The sequence below is a fragment of the Sulfitobacter mediterraneus genome (genome assembly GCF_016801775.1).
In the GTDB taxonomy this organism is placed as follows: Bacteria; Pseudomonadota; Alphaproteobacteria; order Rhodobacterales; family Rhodobacteraceae; genus Sulfitobacter; species Sulfitobacter mediterraneus_A.
Genome location: NZ_CP069004.1, coordinates 3,042,219 through 3,053,712, shown reverse-complemented (window position 1 = coordinate 3,053,712; position 11,494 = coordinate 3,042,219). Strand labels below are relative to the sequence as shown.

Sequence of the window (11,494 nt, the reverse complement as noted above, 5' to 3'; positions counted from 1 at the left end):
GATTCTTAAACCCGGATATCGGGGCGAAACCGGGTTATCCCCAGCTATTTTGTGGCGGCGATATACCAGGCCACAATCTGTGCCCGTTCATCTTGTTGCATATAGCTGAGGTTGGCGGGGGGCATGGCGTGGGTCAGCCCCGCCTGCAAATAGATTTCCTTGGCGGCCATGGCGATCTGGTGTTCGGTCTCAAGCCGCACGCCCTTGGGCGGCCAATGCATCCCTTCCCACGCAGGTTCAGCGGCATGACACATGCTGCACCGGCCCATGACGATATCCTGCACGTCCGCAAACCCTTCGGCCTTGGCAAAGCGCAGGGCAGGGCCATGCGCCTCTTCACGTTCCGCCGCTTGGAACATCGGCGCGGTGGAGAGCCACATGATCACCACAAAGATCAGCGCCGTGACCAACCATGTCCAGATCGGATTGCCCGCCCGCATATGCACTGTGTTGAAATAATGCCGGATTGTCACACCCATCAGGAACACCAGCGCCGCGATCAGCCAGTTCATCTCTGAGGCGAAGGCCAGAGGGTAATGATTGCTCAGCATCATGAAGATCACCGGCAATGTCAGGTAGTTGTTGTGGGTGCTGCGCTGCTTGGCGATCTTGCCGTATTTGGCGTCCGGCGTGCGCCCGGCCTGCAAGTCCGCGACCACAATCCGCTGGTTCGGCATGATGATAAAGAACACATTTGCCGACATGATCGTGGCCGTGAACGCCCCCAGATGCAGCAGCGCCGCCCGGCCTGAGAACACCGAGGTATAGAAATAGGCCATCCCAACAAGGATCACATAAAGCAGGATCATCAGGCGGGTGTTGTCGTCGCCAAACTTGCTTTTGCAGATCTGGTCATAGGCGATCCAGCCAAAGGTCAGCGAGGCCAGCGAGATCAGAACCGCCTGGACCGTGCCGATATCCGCCACGGAGGGATCGACCAGATAGAATTCTGCACCCAGATAATAGACCAGCACCAACAGGGCGAACCCAGACAGCCAGGTTGCATAGCTTTCCCATTTGAACCAGATCAGATCACCAGGCATCTGGTCCGGGGCGATCAGGTATTTCTGGATGTGATAGAACCCGCCGCCGTGAACCTGCCATTCCTCACCATCGGCGCCGGAGGCAAGATTGCGGTCGCGGTGCAAGCCGAGATCCAATGCGATGAAGTAGAATGACGATCCGATCCAGGCAATCGCGGTGATCACATGAACCCAACGCACGGCAAACTCTATCCAGCTGGCGATGGCGGCGAGATCGTACATGGGGAAGGCTCCGGTCAAAAAATCGTCCCGCTACAAGAACGGGAAAGACACGCCCGCGCAAGGGGGCGTGTCTGTGAGTTTGCCTAGATTTCCTCAGGCAATACCAGATTGAGGACGATCGCCACCAATGCCGTAGGGGCAACCGCGGATGTAGCCAGTGTTTTCACAACTCCTGGCAGATACTGCACTGCTGTCGGCACAAGGTTCAGACCCAGACCCGCCGCCAGCGCAACAGCGATGATCACCATATTACGCCGGTTCATGTTGATCTCGCTCAGCACATTGAGGCCCGCCGCCGCAACCATGCCAAACATCACAATCACACCGCCGCCCAAGACCGGCAGGGGCATGGACGCGATGACAGCGCCGATTTTCGGAACAAGCCCGCAAAGGATCAGAACCAATGCGCCAATCGTCACCACATGGCGGCTCATGATGCCGGTCATGCCGACGATGCCCACGTTCTGGCTGAAGGATGTGTTTGGCAAACCGCCAAAGACACCGGCGACCGCTGTGCCCAGACCGTCAGCATAGGTCGCTCCGGTGATTTCGGCGTCTGTGGCCTCGCGCCCTGCGCCTGCCTTGGTGGTGGCGGAGGTATCGCCCACGGTTTCAATCGCAGAAACGATCGAGACCAGCGTGACGGCGATGACAGCGCCGAGCGAGAATTCAAACCCGTAAGGCAGTGGCTTGATTGCTGTGAACCAGCTGGCCTTGGAGACCGCGCCGAAACTGACCATGCCGCTGAGGTAGGCGACGATGTAGCCAACGATCAGACCCACAAGGATAGCCGCATTGCTGAGCGTTCCTTTGGTGAAAAACTTGAGCGCCAGCGCGACAATCACCACCGAAAGGGCCACGGTCCAATGCATCAGGGAGCCAAAGCTTTCGGCCTCCATCTGAAACGTCGCGGCACCGCCCGCCGCGTATTTGATGGCGACCGGGATGAGATAAAGACCGATGGCGAGGATCACGAGGCCAGTCACCAAGGGCGGAAACAGCCAGCGCAGCTTGTCAATCACCGACCCAAGCAGAAAGTGGATCACGCCCGCGATGATACAGGCGGTCAGCGCCACACCGAGACCTTGGGTCGCGGCGACCCCGGCCAGCACACCCACAAAGGCAAAACTGGTGCCCTGCATGATCGGAAGCCGCGCACCAACCGGCCCAAAACCGACAGTTTGAAAGAGCGTTGCAATCCCGGCAAAGAGCATTGCCATCTGGATCAGGTAAACTTGCTCTGGCCCGCCGAAAGCCAGACCGGCAGCACCGGCGACAATAATGGATGGCGTGACGTTAGAGGCAAACATCGCCAAAACATGCTGCAATCCCAGAGGGATAGCTTGGCCAAGTGGCGGTGTATTCGAAGGGTCGTGATAGCCGACCGATGAGGAGGTATCTGTCATATTCTGTCCCTGTCTTGCTGTTTTTCGCCCGATTTTTCCGGGTCGCAGCAACTATGGGACCACAATATACGGTGGATCAAGAAAAATTTCTTCCAGATTTGGTGTCGCTCCGATGCGATCCACCACCGCGAATAGCCCCGGCGCATGCAAGGGGGTCAACACGCCATGCCATGTTCCGCGATGGAAATTGATGCCCTGATGCGGGGTGGTCAGAAAGGCGCGAGGGGTGCCCGGCTTGCCCTTCTGATCCGGTGCGACAATCACCAAAAAGGGGTGTTCTGTCAGCGGCACGAAGGCTTGCGATCCTTCGGGGTGACGCTCAAGCAATGTCAGCTCATAAGGAAAGCTGCGCGGCTGGGCGTCAAACAGGCTGATACCGGCGCGGCCTTCTGGCCCAAAGTCCAGCGCCGCCAGATCATGATGGCGGCCACACAGGCCCGCGTTGATCATTTTGTCTGGCGTCTCTCGCAGCTCCAGCACATCACCGAAGGGGGCGAAGGCCTCGGCGGTCAATGGTTCCGCCGTGATCTCACGGGTCATAGCGGCATGTGACGGTTCACGTCTTTGTACAGCAGATAGCGGAACGGTTCCTTGCCTGTGGCGATACAGGCCTGCGGGCAAAACGCACGCAGCCACATGAAATCGCCGGGACCGACAGGCACCCAGTCCTTGTTCAGCAGATAATCCGCCGTGCCTTGCAGCACATACAACCCATGTTCCATCACATGGGTCTCGGCAAAGGGAATGCGGCCGCCGGGCTGAAACGTCACGATGTTCACATGCATGTCGTGGCGCAGATCGGACGGATCGACAAATCGTGTGGTGGCCCAGACACCATCACAATCGGGCATCTCTATCGGGGCCACGTCCTTGTCAGAAGTCACGAAAGGGGGCGGCACATCAACACCATCGGCCACAACGTAGCGCTTGCGCACCCAGTGAAACTTGCACAGTCCGGCATCGTCATTCCACAGGGTCCAGACAGTATCAGGTGGAAGGTAGGCATAGCCGCCCTCTGTCAGCTTATGGGTTTTCCCATCAATGTTGAGGGTCAACTGGCCTTCCGTGATCAACAGAACGGATTGCGCTTCGTCATCCACGTCGGGCGTGTCCGAACCGCCGCCCGCGGACAGTTCGACCGCGTATTGGGAAAAGGTCTCTGCAAAACCGCTGAGCGGGCGGGCCAAGACCCACATGCGCATGCCTTTCCAACCGGGAAGAAAACTTGTGACGATGTCGCGCTGGGTGACCGCCGGGATCACCGCATAGGCGTCGGTAAAGACCGCCGCGCCTTCGGGGTTTACGGATTGATCCGGCAGGCCGCCGGGGGGGAACGCATAGGTCAAAACATATCCTCCAGCCGAAGACGCGCGATGCGTTCGACCTGTTTGCAGGCTGTGGTAAATTCGGTGTCGGTGTCATTGCTGATCCGCGTTTCAAAGGCCCGCAGAATGCCGTCTTTGTCGTGATCCTTCACCGCGATGATGAAAGGGAAACCGTGTTTGGCCACATAGGCGGTGTTCAGCTCCTCAAACCGGCTGCGTTCTGCATCAGTGAGCGCATCCAATCCTGCGCTGGCCTGTTCTGCAGTGCTTTCTGCCGTCAACCGTTTTGCAGCGGCCAGTTTGCCCGCAAGATCCGGGTGCGCCGTCAACACGCCAAGCCGTTCGTTGCAGGTTGCAGATCGGAACATTCGGGCCAAGGCATTGTGCAATCCTGCCGCGCAGTCATGGACGGGGCCAAGTTCAAGCTCAAACGCGCGTTCGGCGATCCAGGCGGAATGTTCGAAAATCCCGCCAAAGGCCGCGACAAAATCAGACCGCGACAATTGACTGGGGCGCAGGCCGCGCAGCGCGGGGGGATGCGCCGCACGCCAGTGGTCGGCAATATCAATCCGGCGCGGCGTCCAGACCCCTTCAAACCCTTTGATATACTCGACAAACCGTTTTAACGCCTGCACCCGTCCGGGACGTCCAATCAAACGGCAGTGCAGACCGATGGACATCATCTTGGCCTGACCTTGGGTGCCTTCGGCATAAAGCGCATCAAAGGTATCGCGCAGATAGGCATAGAATTGATCGCCCGAGTTGAAACCCTGCGGCGTGGCAAAGCGCATGTCGTTGCAGTCGAGCGTGTAGGGGATGATCAACTGTTCCCGTCCGTCGATCTCCATCCAATATGGCAGATCGTCGTCATAGGTATCAGAAATATAGTCGAACTGGCCGGTCTGTGCCGCCAAGGAGACGGTGTTCACCGATGTGCGCCCGCAGTACCAGCCCTGCGGTGCCTCCCCCACAACCTCGGTATGCAGGCGGATGGCTTCGGCAATGTCGGCACGTTCATCCGCGGCGATGTGGTCCTTGTAGTCGATCCATTTCAGCCCGTGGCTGGCGATCTCCCAACCGGCGTCTTTCATCGCCTCAACCTGCTCGGGCGCGCGCGCCAAAGCGGAGGCGACGCCGTATACCGTGACTGGGATATCCGCGCCGGTGAACAGGCGATGCAACCGCCAGAACCCGGCCCGTGCCCCGTAGTCATAGATGCTTTCCATATTCCAATGGCGCTGGCCCGGCCAGGGGGCTGCGCCGACAATCTCAGACAGGAATGCCTCTGACGCCGCATCACCATGCAGCAGGCAGTTTTCGCCCCCCTCTTCGTAATTGAGCACGAATTGCACGGCGATCCGGGCGTCATTGGGCCAAGCGGCGTCGGGCGGCGTCGCGCCGTGGCCGCGAAAATCTCTGGGGTAGCGGGTCATATCTGCATCCTGTTTGCGCGCCCATCACCCTGCACAAATCCTGCCTGCGCCGCAATTGTGCAATTTATCCGCCGCAACGCCAACGGGCCGCCCCTTGGGGCGACCCGTTGCCAGAAAGGCTGATGCATCTGCGCTTTTTCTTCGTTTAACGGTATCGGACGCGGGCCAATCTGTAACTGCTGGATAGGCTGCCACGGGGGGCCAACCCCGGCGCATAGGGGTACGGCACCACTGGCATTGCGCGGGTTTGACCGCCGCCTTGCCGGAATGATCTGACCTGAACGGTCCAATATTTCATGTGTTACGTCCCCCCAGACGTTTGACCACAGGTCACGGCACGCAATTGGCCGATCCTGAATGTGGTGTGGGCCTCCATATACGCAAGGGATGATTCGCAGGTCAAAGCAAAAACGAATCGCTTTACAAAAAACATGCGAATCAGGGCGCGAATCGGTTTGCAGCCATGGATTGACCTGACCGGCGGGGCAGCTATCCTCAACGGTTCCAAGGCAACAGGCAGGAGCGTTCAAATGTCGCAAGGATATCTTACAACCCACGTTCTGGACACAGCACGCGGTCTGCCTGCCGGAGGGATGACCATCACCCTTTACCGGATTGAAGGCACAAACCGGCTCAAACTCGCGCAGATGCAAACCAATGCAGATGGCCGCACAGATGCGCCGATCCTGCCCAAGGGGCAGTTTGCCACCGGTACCTATGAATTGGTGTTTGAGGCCGGTGCCTACCTTGACCGGATCGGCACCCCTGCCGAAGATCCGCGGTTTCTGGATGAAATCCCGCTGCGCTTTGGCATTTCAGACGGAGATGCGCATTACCACGTACCGCTTTTGCTATCGCCCTTTGGCTATTCAACCTACCGGGGCAGCTGATCCGCGCAGTCGGTGCGGGCCAAAGAGGGCCGCAAGACCAAGGATGATCCCCGATACGGTGGCAATCATGCCCGCCGCCGAGACCGAATCTTGCAGTCCGATCCACAGCGGCCCGTAGCCTGCAAAGACATAGCCCAGAACCGCCGCGATCGTGGCAAAAGCAACAGACCACGCCACCTGATGCTCTAGCCTGTTGGTCATCAAACGCGCCGCTGCGGGCGGGCAGATGAACATCGCAATCACAATGATGCTGCCCACCGCATCAAAGGCCGCCACCGCCGCAATCGCCGCCATGATCACCAGCCCCAGCCCCAACGGGCCGGTGCGCATGCCGATGGTCTGGGCGAACCCTTCGTCAAAAGTGCTGATCTTGAGGGGCCGCCAAAACAGCGCAACAAAAAGCGTAACCGCAACAAGTGTGAGGGCCATGCGCGGCAGTTCCACCGGCAATCCCTTGAGTGCCTGCCAATCCCACAAGGAGGACCAACCTGTCGCATCCAGCCAGATCAGGCTTTCCAGATTTCCATAAAGGGCGTGTTCCACATCCAGATGCACCGAGGACGTGTCGGATTGTTCCAACAGCAGGACACCGCCGGCAAACATCGCGGTAAAGATCACGCCCATGGCCGCGCCCGCCTCGATCCGGCCAAGCCGGCGAACGCCCTCAATCGCGACAACTGCAACCATCGCTGCACCCGCCGCGCCCAAAAGCATGGGCCATGTGCTGACCACGCCGGTGATCAGAAAAGCCACAACGATACCCGGCAGCACAACATGGCTGATCGCATCGCCGATCAGCGCCTGCCGCCGCAGCACAAGGAAATTGCCCGGCAATGCACAGGCCACCGCCACGAAGATGCCGGTCAGCAACGGAACCAGCGAAAGGGGAACAAACTCCGCGCCGTTCATGCGGACACCGGTCCGGCGCGGCCAATGCGGCGGTCCACTTCGATGATTTGGTCTGGGGTCAGGACGCTTTCGATTTCGGTCAGCCCGTCGTATCGCGATGCCGCCACTTCAAACGCCGGATCGCGGCGGATCTCTTGCCAGCGGGTTTCGTCGCGCATCGCTTTGGCCGCGCGGCCTTTGCCTTCGGGGGTGGCGACGCCGTCAGGCAAGGCCCAGCCGCGTTTGCGCAACAGGCGCAGGGTCAGACGTTCGTAGATCGGCTGCCCGTGGGCCAGCGCCAAAAGCCCCTGGCGTAGATGCACCTGCCGCTGATAGCTCAAATGCCGCATCACGGCAGAGACCAATCCACGCTGCGGCGCCAAAAGCAGAGAAATCACAAACAGGGCAAAGCCGACCAGCACAATGATCGGCCCGGTGGGCACATCCGGCAAAGCCGCCGAAAGCGCGGCGCCGATATAAGCCGATACGCCACCCAACAGACCGGAGATCAGCACCACATGATTGGTCCGTTCCGTCCAGAACCGCGCGGTCACCGGCGGGATGATCAGCAGCGCCACAATCAGGATCAGACCCACAATCTTGAGGCCCACAACTGTCACCGCCAGCACCAGCCCCATCATGGCAAGATCGGTGCGCGGCACATTTTGCCCAAGCGAAGTCCCGTATTCGGGATCAAATGCCGCCAGCGTCAACGGACGCCGCATCAGCAGGACCAGCGCCAGCGTGATCGCCGCTGAGACCGCGATCACCAATGCATCGCTGCGCAACATTCCTGCGGTAGAGCCAAGCAAGAACCCCTCAAGGCCTGCCTGCCTGCCTGCGGTCATGGTTTGGATCACGGTCAGCAGGACAATCCCAAAACCAAAAAAAACGGACAGCACCGACCCGATAGCCGCATCTTCGGCCAGCCGAGTTCTGGAGCTGAGCCATGAGACCAATAGGAGGCCTGCCGCCGCCGAAATCGCCGCGCCGCCCAGCAGCCCGATCAGATTGCGACCATCCCCGCCCAGCGCCACCATCGCCATAAATGCCAGCGCCACACCGGGCAGGGTGGCATGGCTGATCGCGTCACTGACAAGGGCGCGTTTGCGCAGGAACAGGAAAGTGCCACCCACACCGGCAGCCATGCCCAGCAAGGCCGCACCAAGCGTCACGAGCGTGGCGTTATAGCCCAGCTGCAACAGCAGTGCGTCAAAGATCATGAGAGTGCCAGCGCATCCATCTGCGCCCCGGCAAGGCGGCCGCCATACGCATCTTGCAGGTTGCGCGAGACAAAGGTGTTGACCATGCTGCCTTCGGCCACGCGGCGGGTGTTGATCAGGAACACGTTGTCAAAGTATTCAGCCACCGTGCTCAGGTCGTGATGTACGGCCACAACGGTCTTGCCTGCATCTCGCAGGGATTTGAGAACCGCGATGATCGCCTTTTCTGTCGCGGCATCGACACCCGCGAAAGGTTCATCCAGCAGGTACAGCTCCGCATCCTGCGCCAAGGCACGGGCGAGAAATACACGCTGTTGTTGGCCGCCGGACAGCTGGCCGATTTGGCGGGTGGCAAAATCCTGCATACCGACACGGGCGAGGCAATCCTCGGCCTTTTGACGGTGCGCCGCACGGACCCGCCCCAACAAGCCAAGCTTGGGGTAAAGGCCCATCAGAACCACATCGATCACCCGCGTTGGGAAATCCCAATCCACCGAAGCCCGCTGCGGCACATAGGCGATCTTCTGGCGCTGTTGCGCCACTGGTTTGCCAAATACGGTTGTTGTGCCCGCCAGCGGTTTGATGATGCCCAGTGCGGCCTTGAGCATGGTCGATTTACCTGCCCCGTTGGGGCCGATGATCGCCGTCATCTTGCCTGTCTCGACTGTCATATCAACGGAAAAGACCGCAGGTTTCTGCCCATAGGATACCGTCAACCCTCGTATCGCCAAAGGGCTGTCCTGCCGGGCCGTTTCCTGGGATGTGAATGCGTCTGCTGTGACCAGATCCAATGACATGATTAGCTCCCCCGCATCAATTTGCCCGACATGCCGCCAGGGGCCACATCCGCGCCCAAAGCACGGGCGATGGTGGTCGCGTTGTGATCAATCATACCGATATAGGTGCCTTCATAAGTGCCATCCGCACCCATCGCATCACTGTAAAGCGATCCGCCAATGCGTACCTCATGCCCGCGGGCAGCGGCCCCTTCGATCAAGGCCCGCATGTTGCGATCCGACACCGATGTTTCGACAAACACCGCGCCGATGTTGCGTTCTACCAGAACGTCCACCAGTTCGCTGATCCGGTTCAACCCCGCCTCGCTGGCGGTTGAAATGCCTTGAATACCGATCACCTCAAAATCATAAGCCTTGCCGAAATAACTGAAGGCGTCATGGGCGGTGACCAACACACGCTGATCTTCCGGCACGCGGCGCAATGCCTCGGCTGTGTAGGTGACCAATGCGTTCAATTCTTCGATGTAGCTTGCGGCGTTGGCCTCAAATGCGGCGGCATGCTCTGGCCGTGAGGTGGTCAACGTGCGGGTGATTTCCTGAACCACACCAATCCATGTCGCCGGGTCCATCCATACATGGGGGTCATAACGCCCTTCATAATCTGCATGGCTCAGCAGGCTGTCCTTTGGCAGGGCCTCCGCCACGGCAACGACCTGCCGCTTGTCGCCCAATTCTTCAAAGAACCGCTCCATCTGCGCTTCGAGGTAGAGCCCGTGCCACAGCACCAGATCCGAACGGGTCATCGCCACGATATCGCTGCGGGTCTGACGATAGCCATGCGGATCAACGCCCGGTCCCATCAAGGCCCGCACCGACACCAGATCTCCGCCGACCCGGCGTGTGGCATCTGCAATCATCCCCGTGGTCGCTACAATATCCAGCTGGCCAGCGGCCCGTGCAAAGGACGCAGTTCCCAAAACCGCAAGACCACCCAACAGGGCCGCGCGACGTGTTACCGAAAAAGAATCCATAGATCTCAATCTCCTTGCGGTAATAGATGCGATTGATTCTCAACTAAGTCAAGCTTGTTGCGACTAATTCTCAATATCATTCTAAACCAGCAGTTGATTGGCGCGCTTTTCCGCCGGTTTTGGCCCGGCCCGGCCTCGCCCCCTGCGGCTTTGCCCAATTTGATGCATTTGTGACCGCACGGCAGGACATCTTGCTATTCCCCTGCCGCCCGTGGCAATTTGACCATCTGTTCGAACCGGAGATGCCCTATGGCCGCCCAGCTCACCGATAAAAAGCCCACCGACGCGACGACAACCGACGCGCATCTGCCGCAGGTTACGGAGCCGCGCAATCCCGGTATGCCGCTTGACCTCGATTGGGTGCGCAGCGTGCAGGTGAACACCTCCGCCGTGGAACGCCGTGCCGCGACTTTGCCTGCCCGGCGGTCTGTGAAAAAGGCCCATCAGGCGGCATGGCTCTTGCGTGCGATCACCTGTATCGACCTGACCACGCTGTCTGGCGATGACACCGAACGGCGCGTAGAACGGCTTTGTGCCAAGGCGCGGCAACCGGTTGCGCCTGATCTGCTGAACGCGCTGGGGATGAAGCCGATCACAACCGGCGCGGTCTGCGTTTATCACGAGATGATCCCGGCCGCGAAACGCGCCCTGGAAGGCACCAATATCCCCATCGCGGCGGTGTCTACCGGATTTCCCGCCGGCCTGTCGCCGCTTGAACTGCGCATCCGCGAAATTGAAATGAGCGTTGAGGCAGGCGCAGCCGAGATCGACATCGTGATCTCGCGTCGCCATGTCCTGACCGGCGATTGGCAGGCGCTTTATGACGAAATGAAAGCCTTCCGTGCCGCTTGCGGTGATGCGCACGTCAAGGCAATCCTTGCCACCGGCGAGTTGGGCAGCCTGCGCAATGTCGCCCGCGCCAGTTTGGTGTGCATGATGGCCGGTGCCGATTTCATCAAAACCTCGACCGGTAAGGAAAGCGTCAACGCTACCCTGCCCGTCAGTCTGGTGATGATCCGCGCCATCCGCGACTATTTTGAACGCACCGGCATCCGCGTCGGCTACAAACCGGCGGGCGGCATTTCCAAGGCCAAGGATGCGATCACCTATCTTGCGCTGATGAAAGAAGAGCTTGGCGATCGCTGGCTTGAGCCGGACCTCTTCCGCTTTGGCGCTTCCTCGCTGCTCAATGACATTGAGCGGCAACTCGAACACCACGTCACCGGCAGCTATTCCGCCGGATACCGCCACGCCACAAGCTAAGCCAAGCGCTGGACCAAGACTTTTGAAAAGGGT

The 11,494-nt window shown here is 59.6% G+C and carries 11 protein-coding genes; 2 read left to right on the top strand and 9 right to left on the bottom strand.

Annotated elements, in window-relative coordinates; translation table 11 throughout:
• Positions 1-44 precede the first annotated feature (44 nt).
• The 5 genes from JNX03_RS15090 to puuE all read right to left on the bottom strand — a co-directional run bounded on the left by JNX03_RS15090 (position 45) and on the right by puuE (position 5,429).
• The gene (locus tag JNX03_RS15090) at positions 45-1,265 is read right to left on the bottom strand and encodes a urate hydroxylase PuuD (protein WP_203209833.1); all 1,221 of its coding nucleotides are present in this window, start codon (positions 1,263-1,265) and stop codon (positions 45-47) included.
• 83 nt (positions 1,266-1,348) lie between these two features.
• Positions 1,349-2,671: a uracil-xanthine permease family protein gene (locus JNX03_RS15085; RefSeq protein ID WP_203209832.1), complete on the bottom strand. Its 1,323-nt coding sequence runs from the start codon at positions 2,669-2,671 to the stop codon at positions 1,349-1,351.
• Positions 2,672-2,722: 51 nt separating this feature from the next.
• The gene (locus JNX03_RS15080) at positions 2,723-3,211 is read right to left on the bottom strand and encodes an ureidoglycolate lyase (RefSeq protein WP_203209831.1); all 489 of its coding nucleotides are present in this window, start codon (positions 3,209-3,211) and stop codon (positions 2,723-2,725) included.
• Positions 3,208-4,017 carry a bifunctional allantoicase/(S)-ureidoglycine aminohydrolase gene (locus tag JNX03_RS15075; RefSeq protein WP_203209830.1) on the bottom strand — a complete coding sequence of 270 codons (810 nt, stop codon included), beginning with the start codon at positions 4,015-4,017 and terminating at the stop codon, positions 3,208-3,210. Before JNX03_RS15075 ends, JNX03_RS15080 begins: the two co-directional genes overlap by 4 nt.
• A complete protein-coding gene (gene puuE, locus JNX03_RS15070) occupies positions 4,014-5,429 on the bottom strand; it encodes an allantoinase PuuE (protein WP_203209829.1) in 1,416 nt (471 codons plus the stop codon). Before puuE ends, JNX03_RS15075 begins: the two co-directional genes overlap by 4 nt.
• A gap of 530 nt (positions 5,430-5,959) precedes the next feature.
• Here puuE and uraH point away from each other — a divergent pair.
• On the top strand, positions 5,960-6,319 hold the full coding sequence (uraH, locus tag JNX03_RS15065) for a hydroxyisourate hydrolase (RefSeq protein ID WP_025049471.1): 360 nt from the start codon (positions 5,960-5,962) through the stop codon (positions 6,317-6,319).
• On the opposite strand, the gene JNX03_RS15060 is transcribed toward uraH, so the two are convergent.
• From JNX03_RS15060 to JNX03_RS15045, 4 genes are read right to left on the bottom strand one after another with little or no spacing between them, the layout of a single operon-like run.
• Positions 6,299-7,228, bottom strand: coding sequence for a metal ABC transporter permease (locus JNX03_RS15060; RefSeq protein WP_203209828.1), 930 nt, complete (start codon positions 7,226-7,228; stop codon positions 6,299-6,301). The two genes, uraH and JNX03_RS15060, sit on opposite strands and share 21 nt — an antisense overlap.
• Entirely contained in the window at positions 7,225-8,430 is a 1,206-nt protein-coding gene (locus JNX03_RS15055) for a metal ABC transporter permease (RefSeq protein WP_203209827.1), read from the bottom strand. Before JNX03_RS15055 ends, JNX03_RS15060 begins: the two co-directional genes overlap by 4 nt.
• A complete protein-coding gene (locus JNX03_RS15050; protein WP_203209826.1) occupies positions 8,427-9,227 on the bottom strand; it encodes a metal ABC transporter ATP-binding protein in 801 nt (266 codons plus the stop codon). Before JNX03_RS15050 ends, JNX03_RS15055 begins: the two co-directional genes overlap by 4 nt.
• Positions 9,228-9,229: 2 nt before the next feature.
• On the bottom strand, positions 9,230-10,198 hold the full coding sequence (locus tag JNX03_RS15045; protein WP_203209825.1) for a metal ABC transporter solute-binding protein, Zn/Mn family: 969 nt from the start codon (positions 10,196-10,198) through the stop codon (positions 9,230-9,232).
• Between the two features lie 249 nt (positions 10,199-10,447).
• On the opposite strand from JNX03_RS15045, the gene deoC reads away from it, so the two are divergent.
• Positions 10,448-11,461 (top strand): deoxyribose-phosphate aldolase, encoded by a 1,014-nt coding sequence (gene deoC / locus JNX03_RS15040; protein WP_203209824.1) that lies wholly within the window; start codon positions 10,448-10,450, stop codon positions 11,459-11,461.
• Positions 11,462-11,494 lie beyond the last annotated feature (33 nt).

What these genes read in the sequence shown, in the direction of transcription:
- JNX03_RS15090 (WP_203209833.1), bottom strand. Translation starts at nt 1,265, where the DNA reads ATGTACGATCTCGCCGCCATCGCCAGCTGGATAGAGTTTGCCGTGCGT.
- JNX03_RS15085 (WP_203209832.1), bottom strand. Translation starts at nt 2,671, where the DNA reads ATGACAGATACCTCCTCATCGGTCGGCTATCACGACCCTTCGAATACA.
- JNX03_RS15080 (WP_203209831.1), bottom strand. Translation starts at nt 3,211, where the DNA reads ATGACCCGTGAGATCACGGCGGAACCATTGACCGCCGAGGCCTTCGCC.
- puuE (WP_203209829.1), bottom strand. Translation starts at nt 5,429, where the DNA reads ATGACCCGCTACCCCAGAGATTTTCGCGGCCACGGCGCGACGCCGCCC.
- uraH (WP_025049471.1), top strand. Translation starts at nt 5,960, where the DNA reads ATGTCGCAAGGATATCTTACAACCCACGTTCTGGACACAGCACGCGGT.
- JNX03_RS15060 (WP_203209828.1), bottom strand. Translation starts at nt 7,228, where the DNA reads ATGAACGGCGCGGAGTTTGTTCCCCTTTCGCTGGTTCCGTTGCTGACC.
- JNX03_RS15055 (WP_203209827.1), bottom strand. Translation starts at nt 8,430, where the DNA reads ATGATCTTTGACGCACTGCTGTTGCAGCTGGGCTATAACGCCACGCTC.
- JNX03_RS15050 (WP_203209826.1), bottom strand. Translation starts at nt 9,227, where the DNA reads ATGTCATTGGATCTGGTCACAGCAGACGCATTCACATCCCAGGAAACG.
- JNX03_RS15045 (WP_203209825.1), bottom strand. Translation starts at nt 10,198, where the DNA reads ATGGATTCTTTTTCGGTAACACGTCGCGCGGCCCTGTTGGGTGGTCTT.
- deoC (WP_203209824.1), top strand. Translation starts at nt 10,448, where the DNA reads ATGGCCGCCCAGCTCACCGATAAAAAGCCCACCGACGCGACGACAACC.